Genomic DNA, 22,890 nt, shown 5'->3' on the forward strand with positions numbered 1-22,890 from the left:
GTGTTTCAGCCGGCCCGTCCGTCGCGCCGTGCACGCGGAGGGCCGGCTGTACGGTCCCGGCCGTGGCCGCGTTCGACGCGGAGCCGTCGGCCGTCGTCGGCGGGGTCGCTGCGCGAAGCGGTCGCCGTCACCCGGCGAGGTGGCCGGTGGCTCGCAGCAGCGCCCGGGAGAAGCGGTTGAGATTGGCACCGGCTAGCTGCGGTGGGGTGAACCAGTCCAGCTCGCTGATCTCCTCGCGGTCCGCGATCGGTTCTCCGTCGGCGATGGTCGCCTGGTAGACCGCGGTGACGTAGGCGACCCGGTCGCCGTTGGGGTAGGTCACCTCGAAATCTGGGCCGCCGAGCACGTCCAGCAGCCGCGGCGGGCAGATCCGAATGCCGATCTCCTCGCGGATCTCGCGCACGGCCGCCTGGGCCGGGGACTCTCCGATGTCGACAGCGCCGCCGGGTACCGCCCACCCGTTCCCGTCCTCGACGTGACGTACCAGCAGGATCCGTGCGCGATCGTCGACGACGATGACCGACACCGACGGCATCTGGATCAACTCGTGGCCGATCATCGTGCGGAGCCGGGCCAGGTGCGAGGAGATGGCCATCAGGGCACGGTAGCCCCTGCGCGTCGCCCCGACCGACTGTGCCGCTGCGCGAAGCGCGATCGGGCGGCAGATCCGGATGCCCGCAGTCAGGCACACCGGTATTCGTTCGGGCGACTCCGCTCTCTGCGGTCCCGAATGACGACCTTGCCGGACCCGACGGTAGTGGTGCAGTCCGGGCCGTGTACGTCGAGGCTGGCGATATCGGTGGTGATCGCGGCCGAGCCGAAGTAAGCGGGATCGAGGACGAAGGCCACACGGGTACCGGCCCCGAGGGGAGCGGAGAACTCCGCAGGTGGCTCGACCGGCCGCAAACCGACGAGGCGCTGCCGAAAGCCGTGGCCGTGTCGCCAGACTTCGACAGTGGTCTGCAGACTCACCGCCGCCGCCGCGGCGCTCGACCAGCGCTCGCTCGTGAGCAGCGAGCCGTAGTAGCCGAGCTTCGGCATGCCCCGGCCGGTCAGGACGTCCGCCTGGTCGTCGGTCACCGAGAAGATGAGGTCAGCGTTGATCTCCGCTACGACGTCGGGCGTGTGGCTCGCGGCGACAATGGTTGCCGGGTGAAACGCGTGTCCCACCACCGCGCACAGCACCCGAGTCGCCAGACGAGGATCGTCCCTGCCCACCCCGAAATACATACCAGGTCGCTCGCGTACGGAGTCGTCGAACTCCAGGACCCTGATCTTCGCGAGTCTGTAGTCAGGCTCCGTCACGCCACCCACGCTATCCAGGCGAGGCCCACGCGGCTATCGGCATGACAGGACGTCTCGTCTTCGGCCGACTTGGCTTCACGGTGGTGAGGTGCGCCCGGCAGGATTCGAACCTGCGGCCTTGGGATTAGAAGTGGTGATGCGGTAGCGAGCTGCAGCCTCTGCTCCTTCTCAAGCTGCACAAACCCTTCCCTCGGTGTCGTTGGCTTGCCCTGGTGTCCTGCATTTCGCACCACGGTTGGCCCCACAAGCATGCCCCGCTTGCATCGGCCCTAGGGGTGGGCCAGTGCTCACTAGGCAGCGTGGCTGCGTCTCGGGCGGGGTCAGCTTCGTGCTTGGCAGGCCAACTTGGCGGGCCCAGACGGCTGTTGCCGCCCATCTATACGATGGCACCGATAACCCATTTTTGCTGGAAGGATGCGACGTGCCGGTTGGGCTTGCAGTTGCTGCCTCTGCTCAGGACATGGATCTGCTGATAAGCGCGGCCAGCTCGTTGCAGGAGGTCAAGATCTCAGAGCGCAGGCCGTTAGATACCGCTGGTGACGGCCTTGCCTTTCCGCTCGATGCCGGCTTGGCGCTTCAAGCATTAGAGGTGGCCGGAGCTGTTGCTGGCTCTGTCGAGGCAATGCGCCTCCTGCTGGAGGCTTGGCGGAAGGTCCGCAGTAAGCGAAGTGGGGATTCTGCGGACACTTCATCTCAGATTTTTATCTGCAACCTGCGAACCGGCGAGGTCATGTATTCCGGCGATCAGTTAGACGCTGCGGTCATTGATGCCGTGTTGTCTAAGGTGGAAAAAGGCTCTCGTGACTGATGGGACACTTCGATCCATCTCTTATGCGGGTCGTAATGGAGACGTCGTCGTTGTTCCCCGACGACGTCTTGCTTGATGCCGGAAACCCCCTGCGAAGAAATCTCGACGGGGTCTTCGATCGTCAGGATTTTTCGGCGCACCTGGTGCGGAGCGAGTTTCATAGGGCAATGGTTGTTGCCCACGAGCAGCGTCATTACCTCGACTATCACCTGACGAATTATGGTAGTTGGGTTTCGAGATTTTGGGGCCAAGTTAAACAAACCGTGCCGGCCTTGCTGGGAATGTCTGGTTCACTCATCGTCCCTATCCACTTCATGGAAGATGAGGTGATGACCTCATTCTACGAAGTGCCGATGCCTATTCCTGACTCTCACCAGTGGCTAGGAGTGCGGCTCGCAGCGAATCATGCGCGACGGGTGAGGAGAGATCATTACAGTGCGAAGCGGGCTCCACACGGGTTTAGTGGTGGAGCGCAGCTAGAGGCTCTTGCGACCACGTTTGAAGTGGGCCCCGCAGAATGGCTGCTGCCGATGAACGAGGCAATCGAGGTTGTGGCATCGATGCCGAGAAACATGGTTCGATGGCGGGAAGAGTATGTTTGGCTGGGCGACATTCTTGCTGCGTTGGATATCGGCCCTCCCCCAGTGCTTCTGGGGGAGGGCGGGCAAGCCGTTAATACGCGGATTTGGCCCCCGATTCTTGTCGCTTCACTCATGGGGCGGTTTGAAAATTTGTTTGCCTCCAAGCTCGATGAAGATCCCGATTTGTGGCATCGCATAGCCCCTTCTAGTCGGTTACTCGATATATTGAAATGGCTTCACGAGCGATGCAGTGGAAAGCTGCGCAGCGTTTCCGACGTATGGAATGCGGTTAACGAGGCTTGCTTGGATCTATATGGGGAAGACGTTGTGTCGGCCATGACGGCCGACACTCAATGGATGAAACGGATTTTGGATGATTTTGTCGGCCGCGCGAATAGCTCGCCACCTGTAGACCTTCTCGCCCATGTGAGAACGCGCCTGCTCGTCGCTGAAGAATTTGCTGCTAACCCCATGCCGTTTATTGACCCCATTGTTGCCTGGACGCAGGCAGATTCGGCATCAACGCGCCTAGTTCCCGAATATCACTTTGCTTCAAGGTCTGGGTTCCGGAACATCCCTGTCGATCTCACGCCATTTGACAGTATGTTTTATCATCCGGTAGCAGGAAAAACCTTCTTCGTGAAGCCGCGAACCAATGCAGTCGTTGGTGAAATGCAGCGGGTGGACGAGGAGTTCAGTGCCGTTGCGCGGTTCTTGGTCCGAGGTGCTGCTTCTCCTTCGTGGGTAGGCCCCGAACGGGAGGCGGTTGCAAGATGGCTGGTAGCTGGCAAGGGCATCTACGTTGTACCCCCGTTCGGCGACGACCTCGATGTGCTGCTGGCTCCGTGATGCCGTGATGCCGTGATGCCGTGTTGGCCGTGCGGCTCGTGCGGCGTCGCTGTCGCTGGTGGTGGGCTGAACCATCTCCGCATCTCCGCATCTCCGCAAACATGGCTGTGCGCTGGGCGAATGCTTGCGGAGATGCGGAGTGCTGCTGAGGGAGATCTCCGCAAGGGATGGTGATCTCCGCAAGATCGTGCGGAGATGCGGAGATCGATGATTCCTGATGGTCTGATCTCCGTAGGGTGTCTTCCCTGGTGGCAGGGGGTTGGTGCGGCGTTGCGGAGTTGCGGAGATGGTTCAGCGGGTTTCAGTCCTGGTGGCGTTCGACCCAGAAGACGGCCCGGTCGCCGCGTTCGTTGTTTCCGGCGCGGATGACGTGGTCGCCGCGCCAGCGTCCGGCTTGACCGGTGAGCAGCCGGCTTTTTGGTAGCCATACCGGGTCGGTCCGTCTTCGGTGTCGGTGCCGTAGTCGGGGCCGACGTCGGGCGGGCAGTAGAGCACCTCGGACTGCTCGCTGAGGGGCTTTAGTGGCCAGTCCCGGTAGACGCTGACCGTGGACATGAAGACGTAGCGACCTCCGACAGGAGCGAGAGCGCGAGCCACGTCGAGAACATTTCTAGGCACGTAGCCCGAGGTATCCACCACGGCATCCCAAGGGCCAGCGGCGGCGAGGGCGGCGACGTCCTCGGGGCGGTTCCGGTCGCCCCGGATGGCCCGCACGGCTTCCAGGAAGGGATCGGAGGTGCCCCGGTTGAACGTCGTCACCTCCCAGCCGGCATCGATCGCAGCCGTGACAATCGCGTGTCCCACAAACCAGGTTCCGCCGAGCACTAGCAAACGCATAGGCCCATCATGCCGAGTAGGGACGACCGGCCGGTCGGCGGAGGGTGCCGGCCGCCAGTTGCCGAGTTGGTCACGTGATTGAGACCAGGCGGCCCGCAAGTGCGCCGCGCCTGCTCGGCCCCGGCCTGCTAACCCGCATCTAGTTGTGCGCTTGCATTTAATCCAGCCGCCCGGCGAGTTCCTCGGCAGACTTTAGGATCGCCGCCATATGCGACTGAGCGGCTGGCTGCTTGTGGATCCCAGCTTCCAGTGCGGCGGGCAGCCATTCCTTCCCCTTCGCTACTTCTAGGTCGGGGCCTGCGAACCGCTCAAGCTCTCCCACGGCTACCGGTACCACCCCCGCCTTGGATAAATCCCTTACGAGAGACTTGGTGGCTGGGCCGGACTGACCTCTATTAAATGCCTGCATCCCGAAGTCCTTCAACAAATGCCATCGACTTTCTCGTGCGCGGATTATCAACCCCAATTCCTTCTTGGTGGCCGCATCATGAAGGGTGTCAGGGTCTTCTTTAAGTTTCTCCTCTATGGCGAGCAGCAACTCTTTCCGGATGTGACTAAGTGGGACACCTTCCGTCGGCTGTCTAAACGGCTGCGTGGCAATCCTGTAGTCCTTGTCAAGCGGGTTCCAGTCGCCGCCAAGGCTCTTTACGAGCCGCTCGATCTTCGGCCTTTCATTGAGAATGTCCAGATCGGGAGTGGCGATCACGGGTACGGTGGCCGCTCTCAGTACTTCTGCCAGCCTAAACATGCCGTCCTTGCCGTACGACGGAAGGAAAAGGACGTCACTTGGCGGCGGTATCGGGTGTCCAGTGTCTTTGGCGCGAGAATTTACTCTTGCATATTCGTCTAATGCTGCTTGATAGAAACGGCAGTCCCGTTCACCCTCGGCTAGTACAACGAGGCGATGAAAAAGGCCGTCGAGGACGTTGCTGTATTGAAGAACTGGATCGTCCCACAACTCGCGAAGTTGCTCATATGAGAGTTGTGAAGCGCTAGTGGTGTTGCCCTCGCGGTTCAGTCGGATAACCGATAGAGGTGCACTTGAGGCAACGAGTCCACCCAGCAGGTTCCTGTCATGAGTTGCGAGGATTACCTGTGTCTGGGATTCTCTGGAGAGTTCCCCCAAGGCCAATCCTAGTGCATAAGCTTGTGGAGGGTGCAGGAAAGCCTCCGGCTCGTCGACTATGACAGTCGGGTGGGCTGCGGCGACAATCGGGATTATGAGCCCTAAGAGGCTCTTCATCCCATCTCCCTGCTCCTCAAGGAGTGGGAGCCTCGCGAGTGCTTCTCTATATGCCCGTTGACTTTGATCACGTGCGGGTGCAGGTATGCCAACCTTGCCAACTCTCAACCTCATCGTGGCGCTGAACTCGTCTAGGGTTAAACTCTGCTGGAATATGCGCTCACATATTCCATTCAGCCTGTGAAGAAGAGTGATGTCGTCCTGAAACCGGTGGAAAGGATGTGTTGGCGGGTCCGCCGGCTCATTCCGCTGCCCGACACCTCCCACTGATCCGAATCGACTTTGCGCGTCTGCATAAAAGATCAGCGATTGAGCACCTGGGCCGAAGCTTGAAATCTGTTCCTCATGCTCCCATTGGCTAGCGAGCGCCCGCGCAGTCGAACTCCAGCCGCCGTTGGGCTGTCTGAAGTAGGACTCCTGGCGATCACCACCGGGGAAGTAAGTAGCGTGCTGAGCGAACCAGGAAAGAAAGTCGGCCGCAGTTCCAGTGCGCACTGAAGTGGCATTCGTAACGATGTCAACTGGACCGTACAACAGGTTTCCGGGGCTGTGCAGTTTGTCATTGAGCTGACGAAGTAATGTTGATTTCCCGCTGTTGTTTCCGCCAACAATGGCGGTGACGCCGGGTGCTGGCAAATCATAGGACTTATTGTGAAACAGTTGAATTGACTTTGCCCAAACTTTCACCCTGGCTGGGTCTCCGGGGCTAATCCCCAGCTCGCTTGACCAGTTGGGCACGGGCAGTGGCTCATCAATATGCACAAGGGCAACATACCTCGAAGTGCAGCATCCGTCGATTGCCGGAGGTGCCATAAAAATGCCCCCGAGTGCCCGCGAGAGACTGCCGAATTGGCCTCGTTAGGAACAAGGCGGCCCGCGAACTGGGCCGCGCCCGCTAGCCCGGGCCTGCTGGCGACCTGCGGGCCGGCATCGGCCGGGCCACGCTGAGGGACGACCGGGGGCATGAAGGGTTGAGATAGGACGATCGCCGGGAATCTGCAGGTTAGTGGCGGGCATGCGCGACGGTTGCTCTCCGACCTCGGACAACGCTTACCAGACCCTCTGCCGTAAGTAGGGCGACAGCGCGGTGCGCTGTACCGACAGAGATGCCGTGTGCGGCCGCCAGCTTGGGAACCGCGGGGAGCTGGTCGCCGGGCCGGAGTTGACCAGTGGTGATCTGCTGACGCAGATTAGCGGCGACCGACTGGTACGGGCTGCTGGGCGTAGCCCGTTGCGTCGGTGTGAGCGGCCGTGGTGGCATTCGGGCGGCCAGCTTTCCGGCAGCACGCTGGTCCGACTCGGACAGCCAGGCGGCGTAGACCCTTAGCGTGGTCGTGCCGCCCCCGCCATGCCCCAGCCGTCCGGCGACCGTCCGCACGTCAACGCCCGCGTTGATCAGCTCAGTTGCTGAGTAATGGCGGAGCGCGTGGATGTGGCTGTCGATACCCAGTCTGCCGGCGAGCCGGCCGTACCGCTGGGTGATGGTGTCGGGGCGGTAGCCGCGGCTGTTGTCCGGCTCGGGGGGAGAAGACGTAGTCGGCAGGGTCGGCGTCTGCGTCGAGCTGCGCCAGGCGGTCGACGTACCGGCCGTGCAGCTCGCGTAGCACTTCAATCGTCTCCGGGTCGAGCGCCACCCGCCGCTGCTGGTGCGTCTTGGTGTCCTTCTCCTGTAGCTGGCCATGCTCATCCAGGTAGGCACTGCGCCGCAGCGTCAGTACACCGGCGGCTAGGTCGAGATGGTGCCGGCGCAGCGCGGCCAACTCGCCGCGACGGGCGCCGGTCGTCATGGCGAGCCAGACCAGCGCGCCCCAGTCTGGATCGCGCCACGCCTCGGTGATGATGCGGGCCGCATCGGCGGGATTCGGCGGCTGCGGGTCGGGGTGCGGCGGCGCGGGTGGCTCGGCCTGCCCGGCGGGGTTGACGGCGATCCAACGCCACCGGACTGCCTGGCTGAGAGCACCACTGAGGATCCAGTGGATTTGCCGCACCGACGAAGCGCTGAGCGGCTTGCAGACGTGCGGCCGGCACTTCGCGGTGCAAGTGTGCTCGCCCTCCACACGGTGCTTCACGAACGCCTTCCCGCCGCACCAGTCGCGGCAACGGCGCAGGCTCGCGTAGAACGACTCCAACGTCTCGGCGTCGAGCCGACCGACCGGCAGCTTGCCGAGCACGGGCCGTACGTGCTTGTTGAGCTTGTTGACGTAGCCCATACGGGTGGTGGCCTCGATGTCGGCCACCTCTAGCCACCGGTCTAGAAGTTGGTCGAGCGTGGCGCGGGTTCGCGGGTTGCGCCGCTCGTCCACCTGGGCCAGCAGCCGGGTACGCGCCTTCTCGGCTTCCTTGGCGGCAGTGCGGCCGGCGGGGATGACCTCGGTCAGGTAGTGCCGCTTACCGCTGATCGGGTCAACGCCGGCATAGACCTTCACGCGTAGTGACCCGCTGGGGAGCGTTTCGATCTCGCCGCGTTGGCGCTTGGTGCGTCCGTTCGAGGCTGCCACGGGACCACCGTTAGCGCGCTCGCACCACGAATGGCCCCACGCGAGCGGGTCAGAAGGGGAAATTGCCTGTGCGCCCGGCAGGATTCGAACCTGCGGCCTTGGGATTAGAAGTCCCCTGCTCTATCCGCTGAGCTACGGGCGCGCGCCGACTGTCGTCGCGCCAAGAGGGTACCGCCGGTCCCGGCGTGCCCGGGGGTACGGGTCGGCGCGTCCGTTCCGCCCCTCAGCGTCCCATGCCGGGGCCCGGACCGGCACCACAGTTGCGGCGGGTCCGGCGCGGGCGGGCGGGACGCGATCCGTACCCTCGTCGGATGCTGCTCGACCAGGAAACCGAGAACGAGATCGTCTTCGAGCTGTGCCAGCTCCTCGGGCGGGCCATCCTGCCCCTCACCGGCTCGGATGCGCCGGGCGCTCCGGCGGGCGTGCTCGGCACCGCCTTCTTCTACAGCGAGCTGGTCGGCGCCACCGACGACGGCGAGATCGCGCACGAGTGGCTGCTCACCGCCGACGCGCTGACCGACCGCGCGTACGGCGAGATCGGCTTGCGGCCGAGCGTCACCGACCCGGCCGAGGGGGCGGACGAGCCGATCGACCTGCCCGGTTTCGCCGACCACTGGCTGCACCTGCCGGAACTGGGGCTCGCCGCGATGCCGACCGGCGGTCTGCACGGCTGGGCCGACGATCGGGGCTGGCGCTGGCGTACCCAGCAGGTCACCGAGGCGGTGGCCGCACCGGCCGAAGCGGTCGCCCGGATCGGCGCGGCGCCCGCCTCGGCGTTCGTGCTGGCCCTCGGTGTCGGCGACGGCGGTTCGCGGCCGTTGGAGGCGGTGGTCGAGCGGGTCGCCCGCGACGGCGGCGAGGTGCGGGTCACGGCGGAGCTGCCCGCGGGCTACGTGGGCGCGCCGGTGTTCGCGGTCGAGGCCGGGCCGGACGGCGGGCCCGCGCTGCGTTGTCTCGGCGTGGTGCTGCCGCCGCAGGCCGGTGGCCATCCGATCGCCACGTTCGACCGGATCCGCGCCGCGCTCACGGCGGTCGTCGCCGACTGAACCGGCCGTCCGGCGGCGGGACGGCCGACCGAGCCGGGCGTCCCGCCGGCGGGGGCGGACCGGCCTCAGCCCTCGGCGGTCGCGTCGGCCGGTCGGCGCGGTGACGGCGGCGTCGTGGGCTCCGGCTCGGTCGGCCCGGCGCGCAGGAATCCCTCCGCCCACCGTCCGACCTCCGCGAAGACCTTCTCGCGTACGCCGGGACTGGACAGCGTGAGGTCGTGCAGCCCGCCGTCGAAGCGGGCGAGCGTGACGTGCCGGCCGAGGCGGGGCGCCCAGCGCACCATGTGCTCGACGTCGAGCACGGCGTCGGCGCCGGTGGCGCTGTCGTGCCACTTCGTGCCCCGGAAGCTGCGCGTGGAGCAGGCGAGCAGCACCGGCACCGGGATGTCCAGCCCGGCCCGCAGGCGGCGCTGGCCGGCGCGGATCGCGTTGATCCAGCCGGCCCGCACCGGGAACCCGGCGAGCGGCTTCCAGGCCAGGTCGTACCGCCACTCGCCCCGGTGGTCGGCGTGCAGGCTCTCGCCGTACACGGTGCCCAGGCCGAACGGCAGCACACGCTGCGGCGCCCTGCGGCCCAGGCGGGAGACGGCGGCCGCGAGGGGTCGACGGACCATCCAGGGCGCGTTGATGTCGAAGAAGGGGCTGTTGAGCACGATGCCGTCGACCAGGCCGGTGTCGCGGCGGTCGTGCGCCCACAGCGAGATGATCAGGCCGCCGGTCGAGTGGCCCATGGCGAGCAGGGTGTCGTGGCCCTCCTCGGCGCGGATGATCTCCGCGGCGGCGTCCAGCTCGGGGAAGTAGTCGCTCAGGTCGCGGCAGAAGTTCGGGGTCTGGTGCGGGAGCAGGCTGCGGCCGTACTTGCGCAGGTCGAGCGCGTAGAAGTCCCAGCCGCGTTCGGCGAAGAAGTCGGCCACGTGGGTCTGGAAGAAGTAGTCGACGAAGCCGTGCACGTAGAGCACCGCGCGGCCGGTCGGGCGGTCGGCGCGCCGCCGCACCAGGGTCGCGACCACCGGCCCCTCGTCGTCGGTGCCCAGCTCGATCGTCCGCCGCTCGTAGGGGGCGCCCAGCACGTCCGGTTCCACGACCGCGACGGTACGCCGCCTTGCTACCCGGCGGTAGGGGTGCTGGGTTGTAAGGAGGGGGCCCTTGTTAACGCATCCGGTAGAGGAAGGGCCCCTTGTTAACAAACGGCACGGCCCGCCCGCCGGCACCGTGCGGGCGGGCCGTGCCGGACTTCAGGCGGTCTCGGCGTCCTCGCGCTCGGCGTCCTGCAACGGGGTGCCCTCGGGCTGGTCGACGGCGCGCAGGTGCTTGTTGTGGCGCGGCTCCTGCCGGGTCTTCGCGTCGTTGAGCTTGCGGCGCAGGTCGTCCCGGACGTCGTTGAGCGCGGCGTGCAGATCCTCCTCGGTCGAGGTGGTGACGATCTTCTGCCGCCCGGCGACCCAGCACTCCAGCGTCACCTTCTGGCCCCGGGCCTCGCGGTCCTTGACGGACACCTCCAGCTCGGTGGCGTCGGCGTGGAAGCCGGCGAGCCGGGCGTCCAGGGTCGCGAACTGCTCGGCGATCCAGTTGCGGTCGCCCTGGGAGAACCCGGCGCCGACCCGCAGGCACTCGGCCACGGTCGCGGGGTTCGCCACGGCGCTCATCGCGCGGCCTCGCGGACGTCTCGGAGAAGCATGGGAGCTCCCTTTCTCTCGGTTGATCAAGTACTTACCCAACCGGCGGGATTCCGGAACGCCTGCTTGCCGGTTCCTTTCGATCATGCGTCGCCGCAGGTCAGGCACGTAGGGCCGGTCGGCCTAGCAGACCGGGACCTTGATCAGGTGGTTGTCCACAGGGCGGCCCGTCGTCCACAGGTCCGGGCCGGCGGGTGGCCCGGGCCGGGCGACCGGCCGACGCTCACCGGGACAAGTCGATCCCTGGGAGGGGCGATGTTCGATACGTACGTGACGATCGTCGGCAACGTGCTGACCGCGCCGGAGTGGCGCCGGACCACGCAGAGCGGAACGCTGGTGGCCAACTTCAAGGTCGCCTCGACCGCCCGCCGGCTCGACCGCGACAGCGGCCGCTGGGTCGACGGCAACAGCCTTCGGGTGCGCGTCAACTGCTGGCGCCGCCTCGCCGAGGGGGTGGCCGCCTCGGTGGCGGTCGGTGATCCGGTGATCGTCGCCGGGCGCCTCTACACCCGGGACTGGACCGACGAGGCGGGCACCCACCGCACGCTCTACGAGCTGGAGGCGGTCGCCGTCGGGCACGACCTGTCCCGGGGCCGCGCCCGCTTCCTGCGCAACCAGCCCCGCGCGGCCACCAGCACGGTCGAGGACGCGGAGGCCGAGCAGCGGGTGCACGGCGAGGCGACCGAGCCGGTGCCTGATGCCCAGGCGCCGGCGACGTTCGACGACCGGCCCTTCGACGACGACTTCCCGCCGCCGGAGTACGGGGGCAGCCGGGTCGGGCTGGTCGGCACCGTCGAGCGGGTGGGCGAGCCCGACCCGTTCGACACCCGGCCCGGTGCGCGGGCCACCGACTACGACCGCGGGCCGGGCGGTCCGGAGGAGGACGAGCTGGGCGACACGGAGGACGACGGGCCGGTCACGTCCGAGGACGACGAGCTGGGCGAGGTCCCGCCCTCGGAGGTCGAAGGATCGGGTGCTTCCGGGCCGGGTGGCTCCGGGCCGGGTGAGGGCGAGGCGGGCGGCGCGAGCCCGGGCGGGACCGCCGGGACCGCGTCGGGGCGTCGTGGCCGGCGGCGTACCCCGGTGCCCGCCTGACCCTTCGTCCGACGGGGGCGCGGGGTGGTGACGTCGGCGTCACCACCCCGCGGTACGACTAGGCTGGCCGGCCGGAGGTGGTGACGGGTGCGGCAGGCGACCGCCATGGCGAACGCGACCGGGTTGGTGGCGGGCTACGCGCTCGACGCCCTGCTCGGCGACCCCCGCCGGTGGCATCCGGTGGCCGGCTTCGGCACGGCGGCCGGTGCGCTGGAACGGCGGGTCTACCGCCCCGACCGGACGGCCGGCACCGCCTTCACTGCGCTCGCCGTCGGCGCGCCGGTCCTGCTCGGCGCCGCCGCCGCGCTGGCGACCCGCCGCCATCCGGTGGCCCGGGCCGCGCTGGTGGCCGCCGGCACCTGGACGGTGCTGGGCGGGCGCACGCTGCGGCACGAGTCCCGGGTGATGGCGCGGGCACTGGGCCGGGCCGACCTGCCCGGCGCCCGTTCCCGCCTGGGCAACCTCTGCGGACGCGACCCGTCGGCCCTCGACGAGCCCGAACTCGCCCGCGCCACGGTCGAGTCGGTCGCCGAGAACACCTCGGACGCCGTGGTCGCCCCGCTGGTCTGGGGCGCGGTCGCGGGCCTACCCGGCCTGCTCGGTTACCGGGCGGCGAACACGCTCGACGCGATGGTCGGCCACCGCTCGCCCCGGTACGCCCGCTTCGGCACCCCGGCGGCCCGGCTGGACGACGCGCTGAACCTCGTGCCGTCCCGGCTCACCGGGCTGCTCACGGTGGCCGTCGCGCCGGTGGCACACGGGGACCGCGCCGCCGCCTGGCACGTGTGGCGACGGGACCGGGCCGACCACCCGAGCCCGAACGCCGGTCAGTGCGAGGCGGCCATGGCGGGCGCGCTCGGCGTCCGGCTCGGCGGGCGCAACGTCTACTTCGGCCGTGCCGAGACCCGGCCCTTCCTCGGTGACGGGCCCCGCCCCGAGGCGCGGCACCTGAAGCGGGCCGCCCGGGTCTCGGGCGCGGTGGGTGTGGCCGCGCTCGGCCTGGCCGCGCTCTACCCGGTGACAGTCGGTCGCCTGGTCGGCGCTGCCGGTCGGGCCGCGCTGGGTGCCGTCACCCGAGCGGCCCGTGGCTCAGGCCGGGGGAGCGGGCGGTGATCGGCGGGCTGCTGGTCGCCGGCACCACCTCCGACGCCGGCAAGAGCGTGCTCACCGCCGGCATCTGCCGCTGGCTGCGCCGCCGGGGCGTCCGGGTCGCCCCGTTCAAGGCGCAGAACATGTCGAACAACTCCGCCGTGGTGGTCGGCCCGGACGGTCGCGGCGGCGAACTGGGCCGCGCCCAGGCGATGCAGGCCGCCGCCTGCGGGCTGGACGCCGACCTGCGCTTCAACCCGGTGCTGCTCAAGCCGGGCAGCGACCACGCCAGCCAGGTGGTGCTGCTCGGCGAAGCCGTCGACACGGTCACCGCCGGCAACTACCACGAGGTACGGGCTCGGCTCGCCACCACGGCGTACGCGGCGCTGGCCGAGCTGCGGGCCGAGTACGACGTGGTGATCTGCGAGGGCGCGGGCAGCCCCGCCGAGATCAACCTGCGCGACGGCGACTACGTCAACATGGGGCTGGCGCGGCAGGCCGGGCTGCCCACGATCGTGGTCGGCGACATCGACCGGGGCGGCGTGTTCGCCTCGATGTTCGGCACCGTCGCCCTGCTCGGCGCGGCCGACCAGGCGCTGCTGGCCGGGTTCGTGGTGAACAAGTTCCGGGGTGACCGCGGCCTGCTCCAGCCGGGGCTGGACATGCTGCGCCGGGTCACCGGCCGCCCGACGTACGGGGTGGTGCCCTGGGCGCTGGACCTGTGGCTCGACGCGGAGGACTCGCTCGCGTACGGGCGGGTGCTCGGCCGACCGCCCGCGCCCCGGGGCACCGACTGGCTCGACGTCGCAGTGGTCCGGCTGCCCCGGATCAGCAACGCCACCGACGTGGAGGCGCTGGCGACCGAACCGGGTGTGCGGGTACGCCTCACCGTCGAGCCGGCCGAACTCGCCGCCGCCGATCTGGTGGTGCTCCCCGGCACCAAGTCGACAGTCGCCGACCTGGCCTGGCTGCGGGAGACCGGCCTGGCCGACGCGGTCCGGGCGCACGCCGCCGCCGGACGGCCGCTGCTCGGCATCTGCGGCGGCTTCCAGATGCTGGGCCGGGCGATCCACGATGCGGTGGAGAGCCGCCGGGGCACCGTACCCGGCCTCGGGCTGCTGCCCGTCGAGATCACCTTCGAGCCCCGCAAGACGGTCCGCCGGGCCGAGGGCACCGCCGCCGGCGACGTGCCGGTCCACGGGTACGAGATCCACCACGGCCGGGTCACGGCCGCCGACCCGGGCCTCGCGCCGCTGCTGCGCTACGCCGACGGCACCGGCGAGGGCGCGCGCCTCGGCACCGTGTACGGCACGCACTGGCACGGCGCCTTCTCCTCGGACGCGTTCCGCCGCCGGTTCCTGACCGAGGTCGCGGAGGCGGCCGGACGGACCGGGTTCAAGGTCGCGCCGGACACGTCCTTCGCGGCGGCCCGGGAACGGACGCTGGACCTGCTGGGCGACCTGGTGGAGGAGCACCTCGACACCGACGCGCTGTGGCGGCTGATCGAGTCCGGCCCACCGCCGGGACTGCCGTTCGTGCCACCCGGCGCGCCACCGGCTCAGTAGCGCACGTCGGCCGGGCGGTCGGACATCGGCAGTCCGGCCTCCCGCCAGCCCTGCACGCCGCCGATCATGTCGGTGGCCTGCCGCAGCCCCAGCGTCTGGAGGCTGGCGGCGGCCAGGCTGGAGCTGTACCCCTCCCGGCACACCACGACGATCTCGCGGTCGTACCCGGTGGCCTCGGGTATGCGCCACGCGCTGGCCGGGTCGAGTCGCCACTCCAGCACCGTGCGGTCGATGACGATCGCGCCGGGCAGCTCACCCTCCTCGCGGCGCTGCGCCTCGGTACGCGTGTCGATCAGCAGCGCGCCGCCACGGACCGCCTCGACGGTCTCGTGCGGGGTGAGCCGGCGGAGACCGGCGCGGGCCTGTTCCAGGAGGGCGTCGACGCCCGGACACATCACGTCATGGAGCACCCCCCGATGATGCCCAGCGCGCCGCACCGCCGCTCGGCGAAACGGTCCGCCCGGGTCGCAGTTTCCAGCGGACGGGGGAACGTTAGCGTCGGTCGGGTGAACGTTGCCCTGATCGAGGCGTACGCCGGGTTGGCCCGTCGGGTGCTGGCCGGGCCGGCGCGGTTGGGGCGTACCCGGCTGGTCGCCGTCGACGGGCCCAGCGGCGCGGGCAAGAGCCGGTTCGCGACGCGCCTCGCGGACGCCCTGGCGGCGGGGGCGGGCGGCGTCCGCCCGCCGCTCGTGCACACCGACGACCTGCTCGACGGCTGGGACGACCAGCTCACGTTCTGGACCCGGCTGGAGGAGCAGGTCCTCGGCCCGCTGCGGGCCGGCCGGGCGGGCGGTTACCGCCGCTACAGCTGGGTGCGCCGTCGTTTCCTGGACCGGGTGGTGCCGGTGCCGGCCGGTCCGGTGCTGATCGTCGAGGGGGTGAGCGCCGCCCGCGCCGCGGTACGCCCCGAGCTGACGCTGTCGGTGCTCGTCACCGCGCCGGCCGAGCTGCGGTTGCGCCGGGCGCTGGCCCGCGACGGCGAGCAGATCCTGCCGGAGCTGCGCCGCTGGCACGCGGGGGAGCGGTCGCACTTCGCCGCCGACGGCACCGAGGCCGCTGTGGACCTGGTCGTCGACGGCGCCCCGGACCTGCCGCACGACGCGGACCGCTACTACGTGCGCGTGGGGCGGCGATCGGGCTCGGGCGACGTGGCGGGGTAAGGCCAGCATACGATTCCGGTCATGACCACTCCGATCCTCTCCGAGTCCGAGGTGCGGGCCGCCGTCGAGCGGGAACTCCCCGGCGTCCGTGCCGACCTCGAGCGACTCGTCCGCATCCCGGGCATCGCCTTCGAGGGCTTCGACCACTCGCACGTGGAGCGTTCCGCCGAGGCGGTGGCGGAGCTGCTGCGCGGCTGCGGCCTCGACACGCGGATCGTCCGGTCCGGCGGCCAGCCCGCGGTGATCGGCACGAAGGCGGCCCCGGCCGGCGCGCCCACAGTGCTCATGTACGCGCACCACGACGTGCAGCCGGTCGGCGACCTGTCGCTGTGGGAGTCGGACCCGTTCGAGCCGGTGGAGCGCGACGGCCGCCTCTACGGCCGGGGCGCCGCCGACGACAAGGCGGGCATCATGGCGCACGTCGCCGCGCTGCGCGCGTTCGGCGACCGGCTGCCGGTCGGCGTGGTGCTGTTCATCGAGGGCGAGGAGGAGTACGGCTCGGACTCGCTGGAGCGGCTGCTCGCCGAGCACCGTGACGACCTGGCCTCGGACGTCATCGTGATCGCCGACTCCACCAACTGGGACGTCGGCGTGCCGGCGCTGACCACCTCGCTGCGCGGCATCGTGAACTGCTTCGTGGAGGTGCGCACGCTCGACCACGCGGTGCACAGCGGCATGTTCGGCGGCGCCGTGCCGGACGCGCTCACCGCGCTGGTGAAGCTGCTCGGCACGCTGCACGACGAGGCGGGTGACGTAGCGGTGGACGGGCTGGCCGCCCGCGAGGGCGCCAGCGTCGACTACCCGGAGGACCGGTTCCGCGCCGAGGCCGGCCTGGTCGACGGCGCGCGGCTGTTCGGCACCGGCCGGATCACCGACCGGCTCTGGACGAAGCCGGCGCTGGCGATCCTGGGCGTGGACGCGCCGTCCACCGGCGAGGCTCCGAACGCGCTGGTGCCGTCCGCGAAGGCGAAGCTGAGCGTACGGCTGGCGCCGGGCGACGACCCGAAGAAGGCGTACGCGGCGCTGACCGCGCACCTGGAGCGGCACGCGCCGTGGGGCGCTCAGGTGTCGGTGACGTTCGAGCACGACGGCGCGCCCTGCGTCATCGACGCCTCGGGGCCGATGTTCGACGCGGCCCGGTCGGCGTTCCGGACGGCCTGGGACGGCACCGACCCGGTCGACATCGGGGTGGGCGGGTCGATCCCGTTCATCGCCACGTTCCAGGAGATGTTCCCGCGGGCCGCGATCCTGGTGACCGGTGTGGAGGACCCGCACGCGCGGGCGCACGGGCCGAACGAGAGCCTGCACCTGGGCGAGTTCGCGCGGGTGTGCCTGGCCGAGGCGCTGCTGCTGGCCCGGGTGGCCGAGGCCGGAAACCGCGCCTGAGGTGTCGAAACCGTAACTTCGGGGCGGATGTCGGAGTTTGTGGTGTGTCGGCGGGCGGGGTGTTATAGCCTTTCGAACATGCGTACGAACGACGAGATGGAGCGGCTCCAGGCCGCCGTCCGTGCTCTGGGGGACGTCGACGTCTCCGCGTGGTCCGAGGACACGCTCAACGAACAGATCGGCGAGCTCTCCGCCGCCCTGGTCACGCTCGACGCGCTGCTCACCCGGGTCGCCGAGGGCGTGCGCGGGCGCGGCCTGCGCATCGAGGAACCGGTCTCGGCCTGACCGTCGGCCCGTCGGCCCGGCGCACCCGTGCGGTGTGCCGGGCCGCCGGATCCACCCCGATGTCACACGCGACTGGCAGGATGTGGGCGTGCGTTTCGCGGAGCTGGCGGCCACCTCGGCCGCGGTCGGGGCCACCAGCGGCCGACGGGCCAAGGTGGAGCTGCTGGCCGCCGCGCTGCGCGGGCTGGAGCCGGGCGAGATCCCGGCCGGTGCCGGCTATCTCGCCGGTGAGCTGCGTCAGCGTCAGACCGGTGTCGGCTGGGCGGGCCTGCGTGACCTGCCTCCGCCGGCCGCCGAGCCGACGCTCACCGTCGCCGCCGTCGACGCGGCGATCGAGGAGATCTCCCGCGTCGCCGGGGCCGGTTCGCAGGCCCGGCGCCGGGAACTGGTCGGCCGTCTCTTCGCCGCCGCCACCGCCGACGAGCAGCGCCTGCTGACCGGCCTGTTCCGGGGCGAGCTGCGCCAGGGCGCGCAGGCCGGGCTGCTGGCCGACGCGGTCGCGCGCGCCGCCGACGTCCCGGTCACGGCCGTCCGGCGGGCCCTGCTGCTCGCCGGTGACCTGCGGGCGGTGGCGGTCGCGGCGCTCACCGGCGGCGCCGCCGCGCTGGCCGGGTTCGGGCTCCAGGTGGGCCGGCCGCTCGCGCCGATGCTGGCGCAGAGCGCGCCCTCGGTCGACGAGGCGCTCACCGCCACCGGCGTGCCGGCGATGGTCGACGTGAAGCTCGACGGCATCCGCATCCAGGTGCACCGCTCCGGCCCGGACATCGCGGTCTTCACCCGCAGCCTGGACGAGATCACCGGCCGGCTGCCCCAGGTGGTGGCCGCCGTCCGCGCGCTGCCCGCCCGCGAGCTGGTGCTCGACGGCGAGGCGATCGGGCTGGACGCCGCCGGCCGGCCGCTGCCGTTCCAGGAGACGTCCAGCCGGGCAGCCCGGCGCACCACGCCCAGCACCACCGGGCAGGCACCGGTCGCGCCCGCCGTGCTGGCCGCCGCCGAGCGCACCGGCGAACCGGTGCTCACGCCGTACTTCTTCGACCTGCTGCACCTCGACGGCACCGACCTGATCGACGCGCCCGGACGGGAGCGGTGGGCGGCCCTGGCCGGCGCGGTCGACGCCTCGCTGCTCGTCGACCGAATCGAGGTGGACGACGTGGAGCAGGCGGCCACGGCGTTCGCCGCGGCTGTCGACGCCGGTCAGGAGGGCGTGGTGGTCAAGGACCCGGCCGCGCCCTACGACGCCGGCCGGCGCGGCTCGGCCTGGGTCAAGGTCAAGCCGCGGCACACGCTCGACCTGGTGGTCCTCGCGGTCGAGTGGGGCAGCGGCCGGCGGGAGGGCTGGCTGTCCAACCTGCACCTCGGCGCCCGCGATCCGCGCACCGGCGAGTTCGTCATGCTCGGCAAGACGTTCAAGGGGCTCACCGACGAGCTCCTGCGCTGGCAGACCGAACGGTTCCTGTCGCTCGCCGTGGAGAAGGGCGACTGGGTGGTGCGGGTCCGGCCGGAGCAGGTGGTCGAGATCGCGTTCGACGGGGTGCAGACGAGCAGCCGGTACCCGGGCGGCATGGCGTTGCGCTTCGCCCGCGTGCTGCGCTACCGCGACGACAAGACCGCCGCCGAGGCGGACACCATCGACGCGGTCCGCGCCATCCACGCCGGCCGGGTCACCGGCTGACGGCTCAGCCGGCCGACAACGACCGGGCGTAGTTGACCTGGTTGTTGAGCTGCTGCACCTGGAACTGGTCGGTCACCGGTATCCGCGCGACGTACTGGTGCCCGCCGCTGTTCACCGTCACCTGCACGGTGCCGTAGTGCCGCGTCTCCTTGACCAGCAGGAAGAGGAGGCTGAACACGGTCAGGCAGAAGAAGCCGAGGATCGCGGCGACGATGGCCCACTGGGCGATCTTCTCCTCCTTCTGCCAGTAGTCGGTCACGTACCAGGAGGCGCCGGCGAGCGGCAGGACGCCGGCCGGGGTGCGGATGACAGGCGGCGTCACCATGATCTCGGCGATCTGCACGGCTACCGCCGACTGCGTGGGCGGCACCGGCCCGGGCGGCGGATACGCCCCGGGTGCGGGCCCGTAGTACGGCGCGACCACCCCGGCCGGCGGTACGGGCGGCGCCGAGAACTGCGCGGGCGGCGCGGAGTACTGCGCGGGCGGCGCGGAGAACTGCGGCGCGGCCGGGAACTGCGCGGTGGCCGGCGGCGCGGAGAGCGGCGCCGGTGGGGCCGAGAACGGCGGCGCGGAGTAAGGCGGGGCCACCGGCGGGGCGGGGAACTGCGCGGTGGGGGCGGGGGTGACGGGTGCCTCCGGCGCGGCGATCACCGGGAACTGCTCGGTGGGCGGCGCGACCGCAGGCGGCATGGCCGACCACGGGTCGTACGCGGGTGGCTCGGCGGCCGGGGGCGTCGTGGCGTCAGAGGTCACCGCGACCCCCACGATTGACGATCATCCGCGGACCCTACAACGTCCCCGCCCCCAGGTGTGCCCACCGGGAGGGCGACGTACTCAGGCGGAGGTGGGGGCGGCGGGCTCGGCGGCGCGGTCCACCGGCTCACCCGGGGTGTCCAGCCCGGCCCGGCGGCGGGCCTCCCGGCGCGCCACCCAGCCGTAGCCGAACAGGCTCATCACCGCGAAGATCCACCACTGCCACACGTAGCCGAAGTTCTGCCAGTTGTTGGTGTGCCCGATCTGGACCGCCTGGAAGGCCGGGTCGGCGGCCGGCGTCTGGCCGTCGAGCAGCACGTAGCCGCCGGTCACCGGGTAGGGGAGTTGCTCGGCCAGGCGGGGGATGTCGATGCGCCGGGCCTCCAGCTTGCCGTCGCGCCGGCTGACCGCGCCGCCGCCGCTCTCGCTGCCGACCACCCGGCCGGTCACTGTCACCTCGCCGGCCGGCGCCGCCGGGACCTCCGGCTGGACTGTCGCGCCGGCGCCCGGCACGGGCGGGATCCAGCCCCGGTCGACGAGCACCGCGGTGCCGTCGGCCAGCACCAGCGGGGTGAGCACCTCGAAGCCGACGGTCCGGTCGACGGTGCGGCCGCGGATCAGGACGGTGTTCGCGCTGTCGTACCGGCCGGTGGCGGTGACCCGGCTCCAGGTGAGCTCCTCGGACGGCGCGGGACCGACGTCGCCGCCGCTGGGCGCGGGGAGCGCGTCGCGCAGCGGCGCGGGCGTCATGGTGGCCCCGGCGTCGATGCGCTCGTTGACGGCCGTCCGGCCCCGGTAGCGGTCCAGCTGCCAGTTGCCCAGGAACACCATCACCGTGGCGGCGACGAGCGTGAGCGCGAGGTAGCCGAGCCAGCGCGGGGTCAGCAGGAACCGGTACACGTTGGCCAAGGCTACCCGTATGAGCGATGCCACTCGCCGCTGCCAGGCAGAAACGGCGGTGTGCGCGGCTCTCGCGCGCCGGGCCGGACGGGTATGGTCACGCGGGCGGAAACCACCCACATCAGGAGTCGATGATGACCGACGTGCCGCGCGTCGTGCTGAGTGCGCCCTCCTCGGGGCACGGCACCGGCGCCGTCTCCCTCGGCCTGCTCGCGGCGTTCACCGACCGGGGGATCCCGGTGGCCGGGTTCAAGGTCGGGCCGGACCAGGTGGACGCGGCGTATCTGGGGCTCGCCGCCGGGCGCGCCGGGCGCACGCTGGACCCGAGACTCGTCGGCCCGGAGCGGATCGCCCCCCTCTTCGCGTACGGCGCGGCCGGCGCCGGGTTCGCGCTGGTGCAGGGCACGATGGGCCTCTACGACTCGGTCGGCGGACGACCGGAGAGCGAGTCCACGGCAGCAGTCGCCACCGCGCTGCGCAGCCCGGTGGTGCTCGTGGTGGACGTGGCCGCGATGGGCCAGTCGGTGGCCGCGCTGGTGCACGGCTTCCGGGCGTACGACGACGAGCTGTGGCTGGGCGGCGTGATCCTCAACCGGGTGGCCTCGCCCCGGCACGAGGCGCTGTTGCGCGAGGCGCTCGACGACGTGGGCGTGCCGGTCTACGGGGCGTTGCGCCGGCACGAGCTGCCCCCGGTGCTGCCCGCCCGTCGGTACGGCACCGGTCCCGTGGTGCGTGCCGACGCGGACGCCGAACGCGGCGTACGCCGGCTCGGTGAGGCGGTGGCCGCCACCGTCGACCTCGACCGGCTGCTGGCGCTGGCCCGCTCCGCCCCCGCGCTCACCGTGGAGCCGTGGTCGCCGGAGCCGGCCGACGCGCCGCAGCCGTCGGGGGAGCGGCCGGTGGTGGCGCTCGCCGGCGGACCGGCCGGCGCCTACAGCCACCCCGAGACCGCCGAGCTGCTGCGCGCCGCGGGCGCCGAGGTGGTCACGCTCGACCCGCTGCGCGACGAGGCGCTGCCCGCCGGGGCGCGCGCGCTCGTCGTCGGCGGCGGGCTGCCCGAGACGTACGCGGAGCAGCTCTCCGCCAACCGCCGCCTCTGCATCGCGGTGGCCGAGCTGGCCCGTTCGGGCCGCCCGGTGATCGCCGAGGGGGCCGGCCTGCTCTGGCTGGCCCGGGAGCTGGACGGCCTGCCCATGTGCGGGGTGCTCGACGCGGTCGGCACGATCCGGGACGGCCTGGTGGTCGGCTACCGCACGGCCACCGCTGTCACCGACAGCGTGGTGGCCGCGGCCGGCACGACGGTGACCGGGCACAAGCAGCACGCCGCAGTGCTCACTCCGCGGGCCGGTGACCGTCCGGCCTGGCGCTGGGAGGGTGGCAACCCGGAGGGCTTCGTCCGGCAGGCGGTGCACGCCTCGCAGCTTGTGCCGCACTGGGCCGCGCATCCGGACATCGCGGCCCGGCTGGTGGCCGCCGCGCTGGCGCCGGTGGGGGCGCCGGCGTGATCGGGCAGGTGGCGGTACGCCGGTTCCCGGCGCTCACCGTCTCGACCCCGCGCATCGAGGTGCGGCACCTCGTCGTCGCCGACGCGGAGGCGGTGGACGAGGTGTTCGCCGACCGGCAGACGCAGCGCTGGCTGCCGCTGGCCGAGGCGTCCGGGCAGATCGACGGGCGGGCGTGGTGCACCGAGCTGGCCCGGCAGCGGCGTGACAGCGGCGACGGCGACCACTGGGCGGTGGTCCGCCGGGAGGACCAGCGGGTGGTCGGCTCGCTCTGGGCCCGCCGTACCGACTGGGGCGCCCGGCTCACCGAGCTGTCGTACGCGATCGCGCCGCACGCCCGGGGTTACGGCCTGGCGGTCGAGGCGGTGGACGCGGTGGCCATCGCGTTGATCCTGGAGCACGGGTTCCAGCGGGTGGAGCTGCGGGTGGCGGCCGGCAACGTGGCGTCCCGGCGGGTCGCCGAGAAGGCCGGCTTCAGCTACGAGGGCCTGCTGCGCAACGCCGGTATCGTCCGCGGCGCCCGGGTCGACCTGGAGCTGTGGTCCTTCGTCGCCGCCGACCTCCGCTGACCGTTCCCGCCCCACAACGTCGATCAAGGAGTTCGCGTCGGCGGATCGGCCGATCCGGGACGCAAACTCC

General features: G+C 70.7%; 23 protein-coding genes and 1 tRNA gene. 12 read left to right on the forward strand and 12 right to left on the reverse strand.

The window, feature by feature from the left end; genetic code table 11:
* Positions 1 to 127: 127 nt before the first annotated feature.
* Both BFV98_RS25340 and BFV98_RS25345 read right to left on the reverse strand, forming a co-directional pair.
* The gene (locus tag BFV98_RS25340; protein ID WP_071098002.1) at positions 128 to 595 is read right to left on the reverse strand and encodes an NUDIX domain-containing protein; all 468 of its coding nucleotides are present in this window, start codon (positions 593 to 595) and stop codon (positions 128 to 130) included.
* A gap of 86 nt (positions 596 to 681) precedes the next feature.
* Complete coding sequence (locus BFV98_RS25345; protein ID WP_052166164.1) at positions 682 to 1,305, reverse strand: hypothetical protein; 624 nt, start codon at positions 1,303 to 1,305, stop codon at positions 682 to 684.
* Between the two features lie 460 nt (positions 1,306 to 1,765).
* Between BFV98_RS25345 and BFV98_RS32010 the strand changes: the two genes are divergently transcribed.
* Complete coding sequence (locus tag BFV98_RS32010) at positions 1,766 to 2,113, forward strand: hypothetical protein (RefSeq protein WP_143025355.1); 348 nt, start codon at positions 1,766 to 1,768, stop codon at positions 2,111 to 2,113.
* A gap of 35 nt (positions 2,114 to 2,148) precedes the next feature.
* Positions 2,149 to 3,543, forward strand: a complete 1,395-nt coding sequence (locus tag BFV98_RS32015; protein ID WP_143025356.1) for a hypothetical protein — start codon at positions 2,149 to 2,151, stop codon at positions 3,541 to 3,543.
* Positions 3,544 to 3,834: 291 nt separating this feature from the next.
* Here the strand turns inward: BFV98_RS32015 and BFV98_RS25350 are convergent, their stop codons facing one another.
* The 5 genes from BFV98_RS25350 to BFV98_RS25360 form a co-directional block, all read right to left on the reverse strand.
* Positions 3,835 to 4,380, reverse strand: a complete 546-nt coding sequence (locus BFV98_RS25350; RefSeq protein WP_232236679.1) for an NAD-dependent epimerase/dehydratase family protein — start codon at positions 4,378 to 4,380, stop codon at positions 3,835 to 3,837.
* A 157-nt stretch (positions 4,381 to 4,537) separates the two neighbouring features.
* Entirely contained in the window at positions 4,538 to 6,310 is a 1,773-nt protein-coding gene (locus BFV98_RS31600) for an ATP-dependent endonuclease (RefSeq protein WP_176921726.1), read from the reverse strand.
* A 316-nt stretch (positions 6,311 to 6,626) separates the two neighbouring features.
* Complete coding sequence (locus tag BFV98_RS32795; protein ID WP_232236749.1) at positions 6,627 to 7,106, reverse strand: winged helix-turn-helix domain-containing protein; 480 nt, start codon at positions 7,104 to 7,106, stop codon at positions 6,627 to 6,629.
* Positions 7,024 to 8,121 (reverse strand): site-specific integrase, encoded by a 1,098-nt coding sequence (locus BFV98_RS25355; protein ID WP_232236747.1) that lies wholly within the window; start codon positions 8,119 to 8,121, stop codon positions 7,024 to 7,026. The genes BFV98_RS32795 and BFV98_RS25355 overlap by 83 nt, the downstream gene beginning before the upstream one ends.
* Before the next feature lie 69 nt (positions 8,122 to 8,190).
* A tRNA-Arg gene (locus tag BFV98_RS25360) sits at positions 8,191 to 8,263 on the reverse strand.
* Positions 8,264 to 8,432: 169 nt separating this feature from the next.
* On the opposite strand from BFV98_RS25360, the gene BFV98_RS25365 reads away from it, so the two are divergent.
* A complete protein-coding gene (locus tag BFV98_RS25365) occupies positions 8,433 to 9,167 on the forward strand; it encodes a hypothetical protein (protein ID WP_071098004.1) in 735 nt (244 codons plus the stop codon).
* 65 nt (positions 9,168 to 9,232) lie between these two features.
* Here BFV98_RS25365 and BFV98_RS25370 read toward each other — a convergent pair whose 3' ends face one another.
* Positions 9,233 to 10,249: an alpha/beta hydrolase gene (locus BFV98_RS25370; protein ID WP_071098006.1), complete on the reverse strand. Its 1,017-nt coding sequence runs from the start codon at positions 10,247 to 10,249 to the stop codon at positions 9,233 to 9,235.
* Positions 10,250 to 10,402: 153 nt separating this feature from the next.
* Positions 10,403 to 10,813, reverse strand: a complete 411-nt coding sequence (locus BFV98_RS25375; protein ID WP_013475451.1) for an HPF/RaiA family ribosome-associated protein — start codon at positions 10,811 to 10,813, stop codon at positions 10,403 to 10,405.
* A gap of 285 nt (positions 10,814 to 11,098) precedes the next feature.
* On the opposite strand from BFV98_RS25375, the gene ssb reads away from it, so the two are divergent.
* The 3 genes from ssb (at position 11,099) to BFV98_RS25390 (ending at position 14,592) form a co-directional block, all read left to right on the forward strand.
* Complete coding sequence (gene ssb / locus BFV98_RS25380) at positions 11,099 to 11,938, forward strand: single-stranded DNA-binding protein (RefSeq protein WP_071098007.1); 840 nt, start codon at positions 11,099 to 11,101, stop codon at positions 11,936 to 11,938.
* Between the two features lie 87 nt (positions 11,939 to 12,025).
* Entirely contained in the window at positions 12,026 to 13,051 is a 1,026-nt protein-coding gene (locus tag BFV98_RS25385) for a cobalamin biosynthesis protein (protein ID WP_071098009.1), read from the forward strand.
* Positions 13,048 to 14,592 (forward strand): cobyric acid synthase, encoded by a 1,545-nt coding sequence (locus BFV98_RS25390; protein WP_071098011.1) that lies wholly within the window; start codon positions 13,048 to 13,050, stop codon positions 14,590 to 14,592. The genes BFV98_RS25385 and BFV98_RS25390 overlap by 4 nt, the downstream gene beginning before the upstream one ends.
* Here the strand turns inward: BFV98_RS25390 and BFV98_RS25395 are convergent.
* Complete coding sequence (locus BFV98_RS25395) at positions 14,586 to 14,987, reverse strand: rhodanese-like domain-containing protein (protein ID WP_013288093.1); 402 nt, start codon at positions 14,985 to 14,987, stop codon at positions 14,586 to 14,588. The two genes, BFV98_RS25390 and BFV98_RS25395, sit on opposite strands and share 7 nt — an antisense overlap.
* Before the next feature lie 111 nt (positions 14,988 to 15,098).
* Between BFV98_RS25395 and BFV98_RS25400 the strand changes: the two genes are divergently transcribed.
* The 4 genes from BFV98_RS25400 (at position 15,099) to BFV98_RS25415 (ending at position 19,095) form a co-directional block, all read left to right on the forward strand.
* Positions 15,099 to 15,752 carry a uridine kinase gene (locus tag BFV98_RS25400; RefSeq protein WP_176921727.1) on the forward strand — a complete coding sequence of 218 codons (654 nt, stop codon included), beginning with the start codon at positions 15,099 to 15,101 and terminating at the stop codon, positions 15,750 to 15,752.
* Positions 15,753 to 15,773: 21 nt separating this feature from the next.
* Positions 15,774 to 17,138: a dipeptidase gene (locus tag BFV98_RS25405; protein ID WP_013288091.1), complete on the forward strand. Its 1,365-nt coding sequence runs from the start codon at positions 15,774 to 15,776 to the stop codon at positions 17,136 to 17,138.
* Between the two features lie 78 nt (positions 17,139 to 17,216).
* Complete coding sequence (locus BFV98_RS25410; protein WP_030273275.1) at positions 17,217 to 17,423, forward strand: hypothetical protein; 207 nt, start codon at positions 17,217 to 17,219, stop codon at positions 17,421 to 17,423.
* 88 nt (positions 17,424 to 17,511) lie between these two features.
* Positions 17,512 to 19,095 carry an ATP-dependent DNA ligase gene (locus tag BFV98_RS25415; RefSeq protein ID WP_013288089.1) on the forward strand — a complete coding sequence of 528 codons (1,584 nt, stop codon included), beginning with the start codon at positions 17,512 to 17,514 and terminating at the stop codon, positions 19,093 to 19,095.
* A 4-nt stretch (positions 19,096 to 19,099) separates the two neighbouring features.
* On the opposite strand, the gene BFV98_RS25420 is transcribed toward BFV98_RS25415, so the two are convergent.
* A complete protein-coding gene (locus BFV98_RS25420; RefSeq protein WP_013288088.1) occupies positions 19,100 to 19,849 on the reverse strand; it encodes a hypothetical protein in 750 nt (249 codons plus the stop codon).
* An 81-nt stretch (positions 19,850 to 19,930) separates the two neighbouring features.
* Positions 19,931 to 20,749, reverse strand: coding sequence for an SURF1 family protein (locus BFV98_RS25425; protein WP_013288087.1), 819 nt, complete (start codon positions 20,747 to 20,749; stop codon positions 19,931 to 19,933).
* A 134-nt stretch (positions 20,750 to 20,883) separates the two neighbouring features.
* Between BFV98_RS25425 and BFV98_RS25430 the strand changes: the two genes are divergently transcribed.
* Both BFV98_RS25430 and BFV98_RS25435 read left to right on the forward strand, forming a co-directional pair.
* Positions 20,884 to 22,254, forward strand: a complete 1,371-nt coding sequence (locus BFV98_RS25430) for a cobyrinate a,c-diamide synthase (RefSeq protein WP_013288086.1) — start codon at positions 20,884 to 20,886, stop codon at positions 22,252 to 22,254.
* The gene (locus tag BFV98_RS25435) at positions 22,251 to 22,820 is read left to right on the forward strand and encodes a GNAT family N-acetyltransferase (protein ID WP_013475458.1); all 570 of its coding nucleotides are present in this window, start codon (positions 22,251 to 22,253) and stop codon (positions 22,818 to 22,820) included. The genes BFV98_RS25430 and BFV98_RS25435 overlap by 4 nt, the downstream gene beginning before the upstream one ends.
* Positions 22,821 to 22,890: the final 70 nt, after the last annotated feature.

Source organism: Micromonospora sp. WMMB235, from assembly GCF_001855515.1.
GTDB classification, from domain to species: Bacteria; Actinomycetota; Actinomycetes; order Mycobacteriales; family Micromonosporaceae; genus Micromonospora; species Micromonospora aurantiaca.